The sequence below is a fragment of the Arcicella aquatica genome, assembly GCF_034928825.1.
Classification (GTDB): Bacteria; Bacteroidota; Bacteroidia; order Cytophagales; family Spirosomataceae; genus Arcicella; species Arcicella aquatica.
The window spans coordinates 43,489-62,009 of the sequence record NZ_JAYFUL010000019.1; the positions used below are offsets into that span (position 1 = coordinate 43,489).

Here is an 18,521-nt window from a genome sequence, read left to right on the forward strand (position 1 = left end):
CTCACTAGTGATGAATGACCTTTATTAATTTTATTCCGCTAAACCAAAAGCTTCTGCAAGTAACTCAAAAGAATGTAGCCTATCTTCTTTATTATCTGTTAATGTTGATACCATTATTTCATCAATATCAAATTTATTAGCTAACTGCGTTAGTTTCTCTTTTACCTCATCTTTTGTGCCTGATATTATTCTGGCACTATTGGCTTTAATTCTAGCAGTTTCTGCCATAGAAAAATCATAATTCTTCATTTCTTCGTAACTAACAAATTGGTCAAACAAACCTTGTTCAAATTTAACTAGCGTATAATCATGAAAGTGTCGCATTTGTCTAGCTTTTTCTTCTGTATCCGCACAAATCACTGACAAGGCTATTAGTTCTTTGGGTTGATTAAATTGCGATGAAGGAGTAAAGCTTTTGCGATAATGTTCGACAATATCTGGATTTACATGACCATTGATAAACTTGGCCACTGCCAAACCCATTCCAAACTGAGAGGCAATACCACTACTGCCACCACTTGAACTTAAAATCCATTGCATAGGAATAGTTGAGGCCTGTGGAATAGCTAACAACCTTCCTTTTGAAGTACCAGCACTATCAGTAAAAAAATGTTGGAGATGGCTCAATTGCCTTAAATAACTTTCTTCTTTAAAATCATTAGAAGGATTCAACAAAGAAGCTGTGATAGTATCTCCACCCGGAGCTCGCCCCATGCCTAGGTCTATACGTCCTGGGAATAATGTTTCAAGCATCCTGAAATTTTCTGCCACTTTCAACGCACTATGATTGGGTAACATTATTCCTCCAGAACCAATTCTAATACGATTCGTTTCGTCTGCGAGTTTTACCATCAATACTTCGGGCGTCGAACCCGCAATAAAAGTTGAATTATGATGTTCGGAAACCCAAAAACGATGATAACCTAATCGCTCGGCTAGTTGAACTGTTTCAATGGTTTCTTGAATGGCATGAAGGGCTGTACTGTGTGGGTGTATGATTGATTGGTCTAATATACTTAATTTAATCTTTTTCATTTGAGCTGAAGTTTATTCTTGTCATTTCTGTGTTATCAGATAATAACGAATTTGTCCAACCATTGATTCAACTATCTTTTTAATTAATAAGCTTCTGGCTGTAATCTCATCTTTAAATGTCTTCATACTTATTCTCATAATTATTATGACAGGGATAAAGGCTCTGGGCAAGGTCGTAAAAGCAACAAAGCCCCCCTTTTCATTCATTAAAAAAAACTAGATGCCAAAAGGACAAAAAACACCCCAAAAACACTTAATGGTTTAGCTGTTATTGCGATAGGATGTATTGTTCATTTGATAGTTCTTTAAATCCTTAAAAGAAAAAACACACTTAGAAAGCGTGTTTTTTGACTGTAATTACATATTGTTTGTATGTTGGTAATAATATTGGATTGCTTGTATGAGACTACTGTGGCGGACAGTATTCCCCATCAAGCCTATTATAATAGCTACGACAGGATAGTTTAATAATGGGTTTGTTAATTAAATAAAGAGATTAGTTGTTCATAAGGTGCTTTCTCAAAGTCATGCTCAATGGTTACTTCAATAACATTGTAGTTTGATTTTTTGAGGAGAGGAGTAGGGTCAAAAGCGTTTTTTGTTTGTTTTAGCTGGTAGTTTTTAGCGATATAAATTTCATCCACATGGTTTGCTTCAAGGAAGTTCCTCATGGCATTAGTGTTATACCCATGAAATAATTCTATATTGATGTATTTAATTTTACCCTCAAATCTATTACGAATTATTTCTAGTGCTTCCTTAAACTCGTTGGTCATGTATGACGATACTATCTTTTTTGGAGTATAAAATAATAATTCTGTGATAGAATCATTCAGATATTCAGCATGTAATAGTATTACCTCAATAGTATCTTCACTATAAGGTTCCAACGCAATTTTCAGCGTATTGAGCGATGCAACACGAAAATCAATCGGAATTAAAATAGTTTTTTTCATCACTTATCTTTTAGATGTTGTGACAAAACTATTTTGAGGAGATTATAAACTTTTAAGAATGAGATTAGAATTCGATTAGAGAAGATATGAGTCTTCCATGAGAGGGATTTTGATTTGAACTTTTGTTCCAACATTTACTTGCGAGCTAACGATTAAGTTACCTTTGTGCAAGTGAATGATGTTTCTGGTGAGGGGCAATCCGATGCCATAACCTTCAAACAAGGTAGTATTGGATGCTCGAAAGAATGGGTCATATATAAAGGCAAGTTCAGCCTCGGGGATACCAATGCCTTGGTCTTCAACCATGATAATTACTTGCGAATTGCTTGATGCAATATGAACAGTTACGGGTTTGTTGTTAGAATATTTGCAAGCATTATTCAAGATGTTAGCAAACGCAAGGTGTAATAATTGTTGATTGCCCCTTACTTTTAGTTTTTTGGGGTCTTCGGGCAAGAGACGTAAATCAACAAGAATTTTGTTATTAGGGTTTAGCTTATCAATCAAGCTTTTACTCACCCATATTATTTCATCGATACGAACTTTCTCAAAAGTTATTGTTTTGCCTTTATACCCCGTTTGCGCTAAGAAAAGTAAAGATTTCGTAATTTCATTTAACCGTTCGGCTTGTTGAAGGATATTTTTGAGTGCAGTAGAATATTCTTCAGAAGTTCGAGGCTTTAATAAAGAAAAATCTGCTTCGCCGATAATGGTAGTGAGGGGAGTGCCAAGTTCGTGTGAGGCGTTACTGATAAAATTCTTTTGTGTTTCAAAAGCCGTTTCAATACGGTTGAGTAGTTCGTTGAAAGTATTAGTTAATTCGCTAATTTCTATGCTTTTATTGATGTTGTTTTCAAGGCGAAGATGGATGTTTTCAGTGCTGATTTGTTTTACCTTATCCGTGATTTCTTTGATGGGGTCGAAGATATGTTTTGAAAAATAAAACGAAAAGATAACCACAATCAAAATCACCATTGAAATTCCTGCAATCAATACAGACCTTAGAAAAATCAAATGGTTCAATGTATAATAATTTTCAGCAGAAACAATGACAAAGTATAGTTTATCGCCTTTTCTATATTGCGAACCAGCAATGAATAAATTTCCTTCTTTTTCCTTGTAAGTATCTGCTTTAGAAAGCGAATTCAAAAAATGAATTGGCAAGGTATATTTATTAGCAATTTGTTCAAAATCAGCATTAGGTGTAATTTTAATTAGGTATTCTTTCTCATTTTCAAGCTTCTCTAAATGTTGATTTCTTAAATTTTTTAAATATTTAGAATTGGGCGTTCCAGAATTTAAACTGTATTGAGCAGATATCCTAACACGAGCTTCGAGCCTTTTATAAAAATCAACATAAGAATATTTATCCAAAAAATAGTAAATAGAGAGACCAAACACAACAACGATTGTGCTACTCAACAGCCCTAATATGATTGCTAATTTGGTTTGTGTTTTCATTTTTCTTTGAGTACATAACCCATTCCCACAACGGTATGAATGAGCTTATGTTCGAAATCGCCATCAATTTTTTTCCTAAGGTAATTAATATACACATCCACCACATTAGTACCCATATTAAAGTTGATATCCCAAGCACTTTCCAAGATGTCTATTCTTGAAAGTACTTTGCCTTTATTTTTTATCAAAACCAGCAGTAAACGATATTCTGTTGCAGTTAAGGATATTTTCTGATCACCTCGGGCTACTGTTTTGGCATCATCGTCAATGATTAAGTCTCCGATAGTGTATGTGACTCTTGCCTTTTCGTCTGGAATATTATCGATATAAGAAGTCCTTCTTAGAAGTGCATTGATTCGGGCAAATAATTCGATGAATTTAAAAGGCTTTACCAGATAGTCGTCGGCTCCAGTGTTTAAACCCAAGGCAATGTTTTCAGAAGTGCCAAGGGCAGTCAGAAAAAGAATTGGTGTTTTGATATGGCGTGAACGTAATTCTCTGCATACTTCGATTCCATTTTTATCGGGCAACATAATGTCTAAGATGATGAGATCAAAAGAAGATTCAGCAGCCATGCTAAGAGCTGTATTACCATTTAGGGCAACAGATACTTCAAAGTTTGCTTCGTCTAAGCCTTTTTTCAAAAAGTCAACAACGTTTATTTCATCCTCTACTAAAAGTATTTTTTTATTCATAATACATTATAGCTTGCGCTTGCATGTTCTTGCTTGATTATCAGTAGCCTTTGCTTGCTTATCATGTTATTGATAATAAATCACAATACCAGAAACCGTTATCAAATGGATTGTCTTGGTTAGCATCGTCACAATCATAGCTGTCATTGTCTTTTGGCTTTGATGGCGTATATTTTCGATACACGATTTCTCCTTTTTTAAACGCAATGGGTTGGCTGAAAATTGGTCCATCAAATACAAAAGTATGAAACTCTCCGTTCTCTCCACAAGGGTCAACATTATCTGGTAAATCGTTTAAAAAACTTTCATCTATAATTCTGCCTACAAAGCGTTTATCCAGATACTTATCATTGACACATGTAGTGATGGTTTTAAACCCTACATCCAGAAATTCCTTGATAATATCTTTGGTAGGTATTTTCCATAAAGGAAAAACACCTTTTAAGGCTATTTCAGATAATTTGTTTTCTCGGTATAAACGTAAATCTTCTAAAAAAATATCCCCAAAGATAGAGGCTGTTGCTCCTTGATTCTTTAAATCTGTCAAAGTCGCTTTCATGACATCCTCATATATTTCCATCGTAGGCATCTCGGGTAGATACATTTTTACGAGGGAAATACCAATACTTTTAGCCTGTTGTATCAATAATTCTTCTCGAACGCCATGCATTGATATTCTACGGTACTCTTCATTGATACTGGTCAGTAAACAATTAACGTCATATTCTTGTGACTGTAAGATTTTGTATAAACTCAAAGCAGAATCTTTACCTCCACTCCAATTAAAAATTGCTTGCTGTTTTATCATGCTGTAAAAATAGATTTTTGTTGGGAATTACTTTGAACAATGGTCAATAAGCTAAGGCAGATTATTCCAATCAAGTTTGGGATTTTCAAGTAATGATTGCAAATATTGTCTATTACTACTTATGATAGGTCCATAGTCTCTTGCCGAGGGTATATCTAATTCAAATAGATAATCACATTCTTTAGTAAGTAGTTGATACCGTGTTTTGCCCTTTATTCTATCAATAGTAAGATATTCTTTTGGGATTTTGTTCATTTGAATTAGGTGAATGCCATTGTCTTTTTCGATAGTAGGTAGCAATTTTATAAAATCTTTAGTGGGTAATATATAGTCGAAAGAAATATTTCTTGCTAATACTTGAACATTACTTTGATTGTCAAAAAGAGGTAGATTGTGCTGTTCCCAAGTAAAATGACTACTTAAAGAATGATTACTGACCCAAACATAATGATAGTTTGTATCTAATGTATATTTTATAAAAGAAGATGTAGCAAAATCTAAAATAATTTGAAACTGTCCGGGATAAATTTCTTTGATTGTATTGATATTATCTAGCCAACTCATAAGGTATTGTTATTAAATAATATGGTTGATGTATAGTAAGAAACCTCTAATCACGCGCTTCATTTAATCAACCTCCAAACATCTTTGCCACAAAGAAAGCAGCACCAGCGGCAGCGGCTCCAATTAGAGTTACTTTTATAGCTCCTGTCAATGGGTTTTGCCCTGTTACTTTGCTTTTGAAATAGCCAAATATAAATAAGGTGATTAGTGTGACAACCATAGAATACAATAATCCTTGATGTGCATTCTCCACAACAAAGTAAGGTGAAAGCGGAATGATTCCGCCAACAATGTAAGCTAAACCGATTGTCAAGGCTGAGTTTCTAGCGCGATAAATATCTGGTTTTTCTAACCCTAATTCAAATTTCATCATAAAATCTACCCATTTCTTTTTGTCTTTTGAAAGTGCTTCAACAATAAGGTTTTGGGCGTTTTCATCTAAACCATAATCTGCAAAAACTTCCTTGACTTCTTCCTTTTCTCGTTCGGGCATCAGTTCTACTTCCTCGTATTCACGTTTTAGTTCAGCGTCATAGTGCTCAACTTCGGTTTGCCCCGCCAAATAACCGCCTAAGCCCATAGCGATTGATCCTGCTACAATTTCAGCAATACCAGCCGTGGTAATAATAGCAGTATTAGCAACAGCACCAGATAAGCCTGCTGCCAAGGCGAAAGGAACCGTTAGTCCGTCAGACATTCCAATAACGATATCTTTAATAAAATCAGAGCTTTCCAGATGCTGTTCTTCCATGTTTTCTTTAGTAAGGGTTATATATTGCAAGGTAGTTTTTTTGCTTTAAAGTTCATGAAGTTGCCTGTAAATAAAAAAGAAGAACCTCAGGGATAAAACTGATAGTTCTTCTTTTTTGCATATTGACTTTAAGGTTCTGGGACTAAAAGACACAGGATTTAAGACTAAAAGACATTAGACACAAGATTTTAGATTAAAAGACATAAGATTTAAGACTTTTTTAAATAGACTTTCAATAAATCGTGCTGCTAAATTCTTATGTCTAAATTCTTGTGTCTAACGTCTTGTATCTAACGTCTTGTATCTAGGGACTTGTATCTAACGTCTTGTATCTAGCGTCTTGTGTCTAACGTCTTGTGTCTAACGTCTTGTATCTAGCATCTTGTATCTAGCGTCTTTAAGTCTTTTTGAAATTTATTCCGCTACCCCTACATACCGTGTTTCCTTCATTTTAGATGCGATAGAGATATAAATCAAGAATGAGATAAACATCAATCCTGCGAAAAACCAAAAATACTTGGCACCATCTAGTTGAGCAAAGAAGCCTTTGTTTGCAATGTTTTCATTGATAAGAGAAACTGCTAAATTACCAATAGAAACAGTTGAATAGAAAATAGCCGTCATCGTAGACTTCATTGATTTTGGCGAATTGGTATAAGCATATTCTAAACCTGTAATAGAAACCAAGATTTCGCCCCAAGCTAAAATTAAATAAGCTAATACTTGCCACCAAACAGAAGGCTTACCACCACCATCAATACTTTCTTGAATTAATGCGATAATAACAAAAGACAAAGCTGTTAAGAAGAACCCAACGCCTAAACGACGTAGTGGTGTAGTTTTGATACCTAGTTTTTCAAAGAAAGGATAGATAAAATAGGTGAAAATCGGAATAAAACTTACTAAAAAGAAAGGGTTGAATACTTGAACTTGTTCAGATAAGAAAGTAAAACCAAAGCCAGAGTTTAAATCTAATTTTTGTGCTTGTAAAACCCATTCAGATAAATTTTGATCCCACAGCGCCCAGAAAATTGGAATAAAGGCAAATACAATAATTAAGCGATAAACTGCCTTTACGTCATCAACTTTTTGTGGGTCATAACTTGCTTTGGCGACATCTAGCCAATGGTCACCCTTCTGTTTCTTGCCCATATTTACTAAGGCATTGAAAGAAATAAATAAGAAATTATTTCTATTTATCCCCATTGGAGGCACTTTTACATATTTATTTCTACCAGAAAAAAATATGATAGTAGCCAGTACCATTAATATTCCTGGTACGCCAAAAGCCCAAGCTGCTCCATATTTTGCATAAATAATTGGGATACAAAGGTTAGATACTACCGAACCTGAATTGATGGAGAAGTAAAACCACCCATATACTTTAGACATTAAATGTTCATTAGTCTTGTCGAACTGGTCACCCACATTAGCAGATACATTGGATTTGATGCCCCCAGCACCAGAAGCAATGACAATCATACCTAATGAAAACAATGCAAGGTTAGTATCAAACATCGCTAACATTAAATGTCCAATACAGTATAATACAGATACATATAAAATCACTTTATATTTTCCAAAAAACCAATCAGCTGCTATACCTCCCAAAATGGGCATGATGTATGCCAAGGCAACAAACATGTGCACTTTTTGATTAGATTGGGCCTCGGCAGTTTGTTGAAGAAGTGGATTGAAAGTAGGGTTGAAAAATTGTGCAATCAAAAAAGTAGGAAGAATAGAACGCATCCCATAAAAACTAAATCGTTCGGCGGCTTCATTTCCGATAATGTAGGGAACAGCTTTGGGATAGCTATTTGATTTCTGAACCACCTCGGTTTCAATGGATTTTGATGTCATAAAATAAATGTGTTAATAAAGTATGTGAATGAAATGTAAAGAAAATGTTAAAATTAAACTTAATAAAATTACGCTAAAATACATTCTCTGAGTTTTAGAAACAATTTTGGCTACTTAATGAAAAGATTGTTAAATATACAATTTTTGTACTTTACTGCTAATTATATTTAAAAATCTTCACTTTTATTGTCTTAATCTAATTTTTAACCAAATAAAAATAATCATTTTAACTTATAAAACTAACACAAGTATTGATAGTTAATACTGAATCGCGTTAGTACAAATCCTTATAAATTACTATTCGTGAAACATTTTGTGGAACACTCTTTGCTTATGTGGTGAGAAAGGACGATATTTGAAGTCTGTTATTTGAGGTACTGGGAATTGAGAATTAACTTTTAGTAATAAAGAGGTAAGAATTATCAAAAATACTTTTTATAGCTTCTTTTCACTATTTATAATTTAATAACCTAGCTTAAAAAAGACTGTAACTCAGAAAAATCCAAGATGGGGAAAATAATTGCCATAGCCAACCAAAAAGGAGGAGTTGGAAAAACGACAACCACTATTAACTTGGCGGCAAGTTTAGCCGCTCTCGAATTCAGAACACTCATTGTTGATGCTGACCCGCAGGCGAACTCTACCTCTGGTTTAGGATTCAACCCCAAGGAAATCGAAAATTCAATTTATGAATGTATGGTCGATGGAGTAAATGTACAAGATATTATCATTGCTACAGATTTACCGTATCTCCATATTATTCCTTCTCATATCGATTTGGTGGGTGCCGAAATAGAAATGATTAACCTTCGTGACCGTGAACAAAAAATGAAGGAGTCGTTAGGGGTAATTCTCGATAATTACGACTTTATCATTATCGACTGTTCGCCATCGCTCGGTTTAATTACGATTAATGCCCTCACTGCCGCAGACTCAGTGATTATTCCTGTACAGTGCGAGTATTTTGCTTTGGAAGGTCTTGGTAAATTATTGAATACCGTTAAAATCATTCAATCTCGTTTGAATACCAATTTAGCGATTGAAGGTATTTTATTGACGATGTATGATTTAAGAGTACGTTTGTCAAACCAAGTAGTTGCCGAAGTAACAGCCCATTTTCATAATATGGTATTCAATACCATCATTCCTAGAAACATTCGTCTTTCAGAATCGCCAAGCTTTGGTGTACCAGCCATTGCACATGACTCAGAAAGCAAAGGGGCAATTAGTTACCTAAACCTTGCTCGTGAGGTTTTGGCAAAAAATGGATATGTCACCCAAGAGTAGATTTTTCTTCATAAGTTGATGTTTATTTCAGAAGAATCTATTCTTTTTTTATAGTAGAAGAAATGAGTAAAGTAGAAATTCCAGCAGTAAAAAAACGTGTCGGACTTGGTAGAGGCTTAGGAGCTTTACTTCAAGATTCTGACGAGGTAAATAACACGCAGAGCCGTCACCAACCAGCTACGCCAATCGAACGCCCTACTCGTTTAGAGCAAATTAGTTCGATGAATGAAATATCGGTTGATTTGATTGAAACAAACCCTTATCAGCCAAGAACACATTTTGACGAAGAGGCCTTGAACGAATTAGCAGATTCAATCAGAGTACAAGGTATTATTCAGCCAATTACTGTTCGACAGATTGCACCTAATAAGTTTCAATTAATTTCTGGGGAACGTCGTTTACAAGCTTCAAAAAGAGCAGGCTTGAAAAGCATTCCAGCTTATGTAAGAACTGCCGACGACCAACAGATGCTAGAAATGGCATTGATTGAAAACATTCAGCGTGAAAACCTGAATGCCATTGAAATTGCTTTAAGTTACCAGCGATTGATTACAGAATGTTCTTTAAAACAAGAAGAACTAGGAGATAGGGTAGGGAAGAACCGCACAACAGTTAATAACTATATCCGCTTACTGAAATTGCCAGATGTTATCCAAGTAGCACTCAGAGATACTAAAATATCAATGGGACATGCACGTGCCATCATCAATATCCCTGATAGAGAACAACAATTAGATATCTTTCAGAAAACGATTGCAGATGATTGGTCTGTTAGAAAAGTAGAAGAGGCTGTTCGGGAATTAGCCAATGCATCTTTAGTGAACACAGCTAAAAAGGCTATTGGAGGAGGAGTAAAGCAAGAAATCAGGAGTTTACAGTTTCGTTTACAAGCTTATTTTGGGGCTAAAGTAACGGTAAAAGCGGATGATAAAGGCAAAGGAGAAATTAAAATTCCATTTACTTCTCAGGAAGAACTTGATAAAATATTATTGGCTATAAAAGCTTAGTTGAGAATCCAGTCCTTCTACATTTCAAAAGAGGACTGGATTTTTCTCTTAAAAAATCTTAATTACCCTTCACCAGACGGAATATTAGCGGTAATTTTGCGTTGAAGTTCAAAAACTAAAATGAAGAAATTACTATTTGGCTTATTTTTTTTTCTTGGTTTGTTGCTTGAAAACGAAGCACAAGTTTTGAAAGGAGGTAACGTAGGAAGTCTAAAAGACTCAGTAGAAACTGCAATTGCTAAGAAAGATTCGGTAAAAAAACCTTATAAAATCATTCCTAGAGTTTCCACTATCCGTTCGGCGATGGTACCGGGATGGGGGCAAATTTATAACAGACAATATTGGAAATTGCCTTTGGTATATGGCGGATTTGCTGTAAATATTTACTTTATTGTAACGAATCATGCTAGATATGCGTATTATAAACAGCAATATATTGATAACTTCCAAGTAACTACGCCACCATCCAGCGCTAAAATTACGTTATATGGAGACAATAGTGGAGTACAAAGAGAATACACTTCTGCGCAACTCAATACGATTGTAAATGGTTATCGTAGGAACAGAGATGGCTCATATCTGATTTTAGCCGTGGTGTGGGCTGCTAATATCATTGATGCCAACGTGACTGCCCACTTAAAAACCTTTGATTTGACGGATGATATTTCACTGAAAATTCAGCCGACACTTACAAGTCCCGATATGATGAATGCGGTGTATGGTGCCAAAATTACTTTTGCTTTTAAGTAATAAAATTTAATAATAAATCCCGTTTGGGAATATTCAATTATACAATCAAACTTTTAATTATGAATATTGTTTTACTCGGTTATGGAAAAATGGGAAAGGTTATTGAGAAAATTGCCTTAGACCGAGGTCATCAGATAGTTGCTCGAATTGACATTACTAACCGTCATGAGTTTGAAGCTTTAAGTCCTTCACAAATTGATGCTGTCATTGAATTTAGTCACCCTTCTTCTGCTTTTGAAAATGTTAAAGCATGTTTAAATAAAGGTGTTCCTGTAGTATGTGGTACAACTGGCTGGCTCGAAAATAAACCAGCAGTTGAAGCCTTAGCCATTGAAAAAGACGGTGCTTTCTTTTGGTCGTCCAATTATTCTATTGGAGTAAATATTTTCTTTCAATTGAATAAAATGTTGGCAAGACTTATGAAACCACAGAAACAATATTCTGTCTCGACAACAGAAATCCATCATACGGAAAAGAAAGATTCTCCATCTGGAACAGCTATTACGATTGCTGAAGGATTGATAGAAAACCTCGAAGGCAAAAGCAAATGGATAAATAATGAAAATCCTGCTGATGACGAAATCGCTATTTGGTCGGCACGCGAAGGAAAAGTGCCGGGAACGCACATTGTAAAATATATTTCAGATATTGATCAAATAGAAATCTCGCACGTTGCTCATGGTCGTGAAGGTTTTGCTTTAGGTGCTGTCATCGCCGCAGAATGGATTGTTGGCAAGAAAGGCGTTTTTGGAATGAGTGATTTGTTGGCTTTTTAGCTTTTTTTAGCTTTGAGCTATCAGCCGTGAGCAATCAGCTAAAAAACTCAAAGCTTAATGCTCATAGCTCATAGCTCATAGCTCATAGCTAAATTGTAATTCTATTATAAACTATACGATAATAACCCTAGGAAAATTATTTCCAACATATATAAAATGTCAGAAAAAAAACAAATTAAACAAAAATCAGCTTTTCGCGAATGGATTGATTCTGTAGTATTTGCAGTAGTAGCGGCCACATTAATACGTTTCTTCTTTTTTGAAGCCTATACAATTCCTACACCATCAATGGAAAGTTCACTGATGGTTGGTGATTTCCTTTTTGTAAGTAAATTACATTATGGCGTTCGTACACCCAAAACACCTCTTCAAGTACCTTTAACACATCAGAAAATATGGGGAACAGATATTCCTTCTTATTTACGTTGGTTAGATTTACCTATCAAGCGTCTTCCTGGATTCTCTGATGTAAAACAAGGTGATGCCGTAGTGTTTAATGTACCTAACTACTCGCCTGACGGAGATGCCCCAGTTGATTTAAGAACTTATTATATCAAACGTTGTATAGGAACTCCCGGTAAAACCTTAGAAATTCGTGATACACAGGTATATATCGACGGTAAACCAATGGAAAATCCGCCGAAATTGCAGCATGAATATATCTTAAAAGTAAAAGAGCAATTAACGGAAGAGTTCTTTGAAGAACATAATATCTATAACGGTATTGATGCTACAGGACAGTCGAATGCTAACTGGATGGAAGTAAACTTGACTGCTCAAGATTCTTTAATAGGTGGTTTACACGACTATATCGTAAATACTTATCAAGGAAATATCGATGAGTTCAAGAAAATGAAATCATTTGTAAGCGTAGATTTATTAAAAGCAGCAAAAAATACACCTGACGGACAAGATGGCATGACCAACGACGATGGTGCTACGCCAATGTTTGGTAGTTCGTATATCTGGAATAGAGATAACTATGGGCCTTTATTGATTCCTAGCAAAGGCTTAACTATCAAGCTAGACTCGGGTAATGTAGATAAATACAAATACATTATTAAATACTACGAGGATAACAAAAATGTAGTGATTGATGGTCATAGAATTATGATTGATGGCAAAACAATCACTTCATATACATTTAAGCAGGATTATTACTTTATGATGGGTGATAACCGTCATCATTCAGCGGATTCACGTTATTGGGGCTTTGTGCCTTCTGACCACATAGTTGGTAAGGCGGTATTTATTTGGATGTCATTAGACCCAAATAAGAACTTCTTGAGTAAAATTCGTTGGAACAGAATCTTTAGATTTGTTAACTAGTAGGATTAAGCCCACTATCAAAACGTGTAAATGATACTTTTATTCATTTACACGTTTTTTGTTTTATAGCAAGTCTATCCATCCATAGATAATTGATAAAATTCTTTTCAATTACTGTAATTGATTAAATATTTTTCCGACTAACGATTAGAAACATATTTTCAAGACAGATAAAATGACAGAGAAAAAAGAACCTATAACAAAATCGCCTTTTCGTGAATGGATTGATTCCGTAGTATTTGCAGTAGTAGCGGCAACATTAATACGTTTCTTCTTTTTTGAAGCTTACACGATTCCTACCCCTTCTATGGAGAGTTCTATGATGGTGGGGGATTACTTATTTGTAAGCAAGCTACATTATGGCGTGCGTACGCCTAAAACGCCCCTTCAAGTACCCTTGACACATCAGAAAATATGGGGAACAAATATTCCATCATATTTATCATGGATAGATTTACCAATCAAACGTTTACCGGGATTTTCAGAAGTAAAGCAAGGAGACGCAGTAGTATTTAATGTACCCAATTTTACGCCCGATGGCGATGCTCCCATTGATTTAAGAACGTATTATATCAAACGCTGTATCGGCACACCTGGCAAAACCATTGAAATACGTGATACACAAGTATATATTGATGGAAAACCGATGGAAAATCCTGTAAAAATGCAACAAAAATACCTGCTTTATGCCAAGCAAGATTTGCAAACGTTAAGTGCAGAGGAGGCAAGTGTTTTTGAAGAAATGGGCATTACAAATGGTGTTGATGCTGCTGGAGACCCTAATGACAATTTTACTATTCCTTATACGATGGATGAGATTCAAAATATTGATGCTACTAAAAGTAATTTTAAGTACGTTATCAATACATCTCAAGCAAACGTAGATGCATTAAAGCAAAAACCTTGGGTACAAGACATAAAAAAAGTGATTATGCCAAAAGGGATGGCTGATTCACAAGATAGTAGAACAAATGATGATGGAGCAACAGCCATGTTTGGTAGTTCTTATGTGTGGAACAGAGATAATTTCGGACCATTGTTGATTCCTAAAGAAGGTTTAACTATTCCTTTAAATGCTGTTAATGTTGATAAATATAAATACGTCATTAAATATTATGAGGGGAATAAAAATGTGGTGATAGACGGACATAAAATCACGATTGATAGCAAGGCAATTACTTCTTATACCTTTAAACAAGATTATTATTTTATGATGGGCGATAACCGTCATCATTCAGCCGATTCACGTTATTGGGGCTTTGTACCTGCTGACCATATTGTTGGGAAAGCTGTATTCACTTGGATGTCTTTAGACCCTAATAAGAGTTTCTTTAGCAAAATTCGTTGGAATAGGGTATTTAGATTGGTGGATTAATAGATATTCAATACCATGGGCTAAGTAAGCATTTTTTACTTAGCCCATGGTAGTAAAGTGCATTATTTGGCATTATCTTTAATTTGATTCTTTATAGAGATTTTACTACTTTTTTCGGATTGCAGGTGCATCTCCATTGTATTGCTTGTTTGTTGGGTTGTATGGGTCAGGTTTATTGTCGAAATTAATTTAGTATTTTTATCTACCAACAATTCCCCTTCATAATAGTTCGAGCTAATACCGCTGGTAATAGCTATATTACTTATTTTTCTAGATTGATATGTACTATTGGAAATAACCTGACTTTTAAGGGTAATTAGAGCTTGATTATTATTAAATTTGAGGCATTGATATGTGTTAATAAAGGTAGCTTTTTTTGTTTTTATAGTATCTGTCCAGATTTCATTTAATGAAAATGTAGGCTTATTAAGAAGAAGATAGTCCCATTCGTCAACTGGATGTAATCTTATAGATTCTTGCCAAACGCTCTGAAACATTTCGTTACGGTAGGTACTTTCAAATGTATTTGTTTTGACATTGAAAATAGACTCTTCGGGGTTATTTATATAGCTATCATATCTTTTTCCTAAAGATTCAGTGGTAAAATCTCGGTCAAAAGTGTTTTCAGAATCGTAAATTTTTTCTTCTGTTTTAATTCTTATCTTAACTTTTATTCGCTTGATAACGCGACTGATTTGTAATAAATCATTTGATTTTAGTTTAATTTTCGTTTCTCTAAGGTAAGTTTTTTCTTGAGTACCAATATTTTGTACAAATGTGACGCCATTTTTGGATGTTGAGTTAGTGGTAGGATCAGATTGTGGAATTATTTCAATTTGGGTAGAGATTGTCTTATTTGCTAATTCACCTTGCGAGAACATCGATGTAGGCAAACTGAAGATGACTAAAATTGTTAAGATGTATTTCATTAAGTATAAATTTAAATGAGTGTTGGTTGCAAAATAATTGATTTAAATTTACTTTTACAAGAGTTATATGTTCAGTATTGTAATATACTATTATATAAAAAATTAAGAAGTTCTATTTCATAATAATCTATTCTTATTGATGTCTAATGCCGTGGGGTTAATTAGCCTATTTAGAAATTATCTTATAAATCTACATGTTTAAAACTTCATGATAAAAGCTAAAACCATTTTAAGTTTATTCCTATTTATAACTTTACATCAACTTGAGGCTCAAAACTTTTCTGTTTGTTTACATTTTTCTCCAAAGCCAACTAGTGCTATTTGTTCCATTTCGCTAAATACTAAAGTTTCTAAGACCTTTCAAGCGAAAGATACCTGTATTAACCTGAATATATCAGGTAGAAGTCAACACTCTCTAGAAGTAAGCGCACTTGGCTATAAAACTGAATCAATAACTTTTAATTTAGATACGCTACGTAAGCCACTTGTTATTACGCTACAAGAGAAAAATATCCTTCTACAAGAAGTAGAGGTAAAGGCTTCTCCTTTAATAACCATGAAAGGAGATACACTTGTAATTAATGCTAAAAATATTTTTACCAAGCCTCAAAGTGATGCTACAGAATTAATCAATAATCTCCCAGGAGGAATGATAACTCCTAATGGGCAAATTTATTTGTTTGGAAAACCAATTAGCAATATTACAATAGAGGGTATGAGCATATTTGGTGGAAACCCTAAAACTATTTTGATGCTTTTAAAAGCAGATATGGTTGCTTCTTTAGAAATTCTACCTAATGGTGATAACCAAAGAAATGAAGTAAATATCAGATTAAAAGAAGGTAGAAAAAAAGGTATTTATGGTGAAGTAGAAGCGCTAGCAGGTTCATTTGATAGAGAAAGCGAAGGAATAAAGATTAATAGAATTTCCCCTAATAAATTTTTAAGTTTTTTTAGTACAGCCAACAATCTAAATCAAAAAAATGCAACGATAGGGAATTCCATTAGTTTAGCCAATAGTTTTTTTAAGAGAATAGACGGAGCATATTCTTTAACGGAGTTTATAGATGGTTATACTACCGAGGCTAGTAAATTCAAATATTTACCTACCTCTATTAATGATGATGGTATTAATACAAATAAGACAACTGGTATAAATTATAGTTTTAAGGTTAAGAACCAAGATTGGATTGCTTTTTCAGTGTTGGATGCAAGTAAAAGGAGCTATCAAGAGTTAAATACAAAGTCACTTTATTTTTCAGATAAGGAATTATTTAAGAATATTTCAGATAATAGAAATTACAAAACTTATGAATGGCTTAATACAGTAGGGTTAAACTGGAAAGTTGATGCTAAGAATACGTTAAAGTGGCTACAAAGTTATCGTTGGACTAATGCTACAATAGATAGTAAATACAATAGCACATCTTCTATAGCATCAATAGATGTAAACGACCTTAATATTTTTGATAATCAATCTTATCGGACTCAACATAATTTTATTGCCAATCAACAATTACAATTGATTCATCGTCATCAGAAGCCCTGAAGAGTATCATCTTTATATTTAGCTGGATATTGGGAGCAAAAGAAAGATGATTTTCAATATGCTAATACCCTCAAACAATCATCATCATTATTAGATTCAAACAATCAGCTTCGTAATCAGCCCTTTAATAATCTCTTTATAGATTTTCAGTTTCAACACAGTTTACCTTTATCAAGAACATGGCTATTAGATACAAAAATATTTAATAAAATTGATCAGAAGTTTTATAAACAATCAGTATATAATTGGAATAGCATTAACAATACCTATGACGATTTTCTTGGTTTTTCAAGTATTCCGACATTTGAAGTGCTCAGTTCAGAATTAGGTGTTCAAGCTGTATTACTTTATAAGAAAAGGCACTGGCAGTTAGCTTCTGGCTTAGGGTTAACATATTTAAGGTTTTCAAAGAAATTTCCAGAAAGTATAATTGAAGATAACCGCATGGTTTTTATTCCTAAAATTTATGCTGAGCATAATTTTTTGCCAAAAGGGAAAGTGTCAGTTTTATATCAAAAAAAATATCAATATCCTGATGCTCAACAATTATTTCCAATACCAGATAGTTCAAATATTACATCCATTCAGTTAGGGAATCCATCTTTATCAATCATGGAAAAACATAGCTTTAAGCTAAATGTAAACTTTCCATCTGCTTCAGGAAAATTATTATCTTTAAACTTGAATTATGAGTTTACTCCAAACAATATTATTGGTGGACAGGCTCTTACAGGTGTAACAACTAACAATTATTATCTCCAGAAGAATTTAGCTTCATCATATTGGCAAGTTATGGCTTCGTATAGTTTGTTTAACCAACGTAATTGGAGTTTATATACTATCAATTCTCTGGCAAATATTAATAACTATACCGTCCTAGATAATAATACCCTCCCCATCAGAATGTACTATTATTATACTAATTTTTCGCTAAAATGGAATCCAATTAGAACTACTTCATTCAAGCTTGATTGGAAGGGTAACCTCTTTGGTAATGATTTAGATAATAAAACGAGATGGAACTTTAGAAATGAATTAGCTATTAGAGCTGAGTCTCAGCTTACTGAAAAACTATTTGTCAATAGTAACTTAATGGTCTTTCAAAACTTTTTTCAACAGAATTCCAGAACTATTCCTGTCTTAGATTTAACAGTCTCGGGCTATTTATGGCATAATAAAGTAAAGTTAAATGGAAGTTTAATGAATGTTTTCAATCAAAACCCTACCTACAGTTATTCTGCTAATGGTAATGAAACTACTGAACAATCTAAAAACTATCTACAAAGATATTTTTCTTTAGGGGCAACATTGTATTTGAGCAAATGGGGAAAATAAATAGTAATGAGTTTAGATATTTTATGGATGATAATAATCTTATTTTCTTATAGC

General features: G+C 33.9%; 16 protein-coding genes and 1 pseudogene. 8 read left to right on the forward strand and 9 right to left on the reverse strand.

Annotated features, from left to right (window positions below; translation table 11 throughout):
- Positions 1 to 30: 30 nt before the first annotated feature.
- The 8 genes from VB264_RS12785 to VB264_RS12820 form a co-directional block, all read right to left on the reverse strand.
- The gene (locus VB264_RS12785; RefSeq protein ID WP_323249930.1) at positions 31 to 1,035 is read right to left on the reverse strand and encodes an LLM class flavin-dependent oxidoreductase; all 1,005 of its coding nucleotides are present in this window, start codon (positions 1,033 to 1,035) and stop codon (positions 31 to 33) included.
- 479 nt (positions 1,036 to 1,514) lie between these two features.
- On the reverse strand, positions 1,515 to 1,991 hold the full coding sequence (locus VB264_RS12790; RefSeq protein WP_323249932.1) for a hypothetical protein: 477 nt from the start codon (positions 1,989 to 1,991) through the stop codon (positions 1,515 to 1,517).
- A gap of 75 nt (positions 1,992 to 2,066) precedes the next feature.
- The gene (locus VB264_RS12795) at positions 2,067 to 3,452 is read right to left on the reverse strand and encodes a sensor histidine kinase (RefSeq protein WP_323249933.1); all 1,386 of its coding nucleotides are present in this window, start codon (positions 3,450 to 3,452) and stop codon (positions 2,067 to 2,069) included.
- On the reverse strand, positions 3,449 to 4,147 hold the full coding sequence (locus VB264_RS12800; protein WP_323249935.1) for a response regulator transcription factor: 699 nt from the start codon (positions 4,145 to 4,147) through the stop codon (positions 3,449 to 3,451). Before VB264_RS12800 ends, VB264_RS12795 begins: the two co-directional genes overlap by 4 nt.
- Before the next feature lie 61 nt (positions 4,148 to 4,208).
- Positions 4,209 to 4,955, reverse strand: a complete 747-nt coding sequence (locus VB264_RS12805) for a Dph6-related ATP pyrophosphatase (protein ID WP_323249936.1) — start codon at positions 4,953 to 4,955, stop codon at positions 4,209 to 4,211.
- A gap of 51 nt (positions 4,956 to 5,006) precedes the next feature.
- Positions 5,007 to 5,519 carry a hypothetical protein gene (locus VB264_RS12810; RefSeq protein ID WP_323249938.1) on the reverse strand — a complete coding sequence of 171 codons (513 nt, stop codon included), beginning with the start codon at positions 5,517 to 5,519 and terminating at the stop codon, positions 5,007 to 5,009.
- A 67-nt stretch (positions 5,520 to 5,586) separates the two neighbouring features.
- Positions 5,587 to 6,270 carry a VIT1/CCC1 transporter family protein gene (locus tag VB264_RS12815; protein ID WP_323250009.1) on the reverse strand — a complete coding sequence of 228 codons (684 nt, stop codon included), beginning with the start codon at positions 6,268 to 6,270 and terminating at the stop codon, positions 5,587 to 5,589.
- 414 nt (positions 6,271 to 6,684) lie between these two features.
- Positions 6,685 to 8,130 carry a POT-type proton-dependent oligopeptide transporter gene (locus VB264_RS12820; protein WP_323249940.1) on the reverse strand — a complete coding sequence of 482 codons (1,446 nt, stop codon included), beginning with the start codon at positions 8,128 to 8,130 and terminating at the stop codon, positions 6,685 to 6,687.
- A gap of 507 nt (positions 8,131 to 8,637) precedes the next feature.
- On the opposite strand from VB264_RS12820, the gene VB264_RS12825 reads away from it, so the two are divergent.
- From VB264_RS12825 to lepB (VB264_RS12850), 6 genes are all read left to right on the forward strand, one after another.
- Positions 8,638 to 9,417: a ParA family protein gene (locus VB264_RS12825; RefSeq protein WP_309920033.1), complete on the forward strand. Its 780-nt coding sequence runs from the start codon at positions 8,638 to 8,640 to the stop codon at positions 9,415 to 9,417.
- A gap of 62 nt (positions 9,418 to 9,479) precedes the next feature.
- Entirely contained in the window at positions 9,480 to 10,424 is a 945-nt protein-coding gene (locus VB264_RS12830) for a ParB/RepB/Spo0J family partition protein (protein ID WP_309920031.1), read from the forward strand.
- Positions 10,425 to 10,544: 120 nt separating this feature from the next.
- Complete coding sequence (locus VB264_RS12835) at positions 10,545 to 11,174, forward strand: DUF5683 domain-containing protein (RefSeq protein ID WP_323249942.1); 630 nt, start codon at positions 10,545 to 10,547, stop codon at positions 11,172 to 11,174.
- Between the two features lie 59 nt (positions 11,175 to 11,233).
- A complete protein-coding gene (dapB, locus tag VB264_RS12840) occupies positions 11,234 to 11,950 on the forward strand; it encodes a 4-hydroxy-tetrahydrodipicolinate reductase (RefSeq protein ID WP_323249944.1) in 717 nt (238 codons plus the stop codon).
- Between the two features lie 156 nt (positions 11,951 to 12,106).
- Positions 12,107 to 13,279, forward strand: coding sequence for a signal peptidase I (lepB, locus tag VB264_RS12845; protein ID WP_323249946.1), 1,173 nt, complete (start codon positions 12,107 to 12,109; stop codon positions 13,277 to 13,279).
- 175 nt (positions 13,280 to 13,454) lie between these two features.
- Positions 13,455 to 14,654: a signal peptidase I gene (lepB, locus tag VB264_RS12850; RefSeq protein WP_323249948.1), complete on the forward strand. Its 1,200-nt coding sequence runs from the start codon at positions 13,455 to 13,457 to the stop codon at positions 14,652 to 14,654.
- Between the two features lie 62 nt (positions 14,655 to 14,716).
- Here lepB (VB264_RS12850) and VB264_RS12855 read toward each other — a convergent pair whose 3' ends face one another.
- The gene (locus VB264_RS12855; RefSeq protein WP_323249950.1) at positions 14,717 to 15,583 is read right to left on the reverse strand and encodes a hypothetical protein; all 867 of its coding nucleotides are present in this window, start codon (positions 15,581 to 15,583) and stop codon (positions 14,717 to 14,719) included.
- A gap of 208 nt (positions 15,584 to 15,791) precedes the next feature.
- Here VB264_RS12855 and VB264_RS12860 point away from each other — a divergent pair, with 208 nt between their 5' ends.
- Both VB264_RS12860 and VB264_RS12865 read left to right on the forward strand, forming a co-directional pair.
- Positions 15,792 to 17,132 (forward strand): TonB-dependent receptor, encoded by a 1,341-nt coding sequence (locus tag VB264_RS12860; protein WP_323249952.1) that lies wholly within the window; start codon positions 15,792 to 15,794, stop codon positions 17,130 to 17,132.
- A gap of 42 nt (positions 17,133 to 17,174) precedes the next feature.
- A pseudogene (locus VB264_RS12865) lies at positions 17,175 to 18,467 on the forward strand (outer membrane beta-barrel protein); the annotation flags it as partial.
- Positions 18,468 to 18,521: the final 54 nt, after the last annotated feature.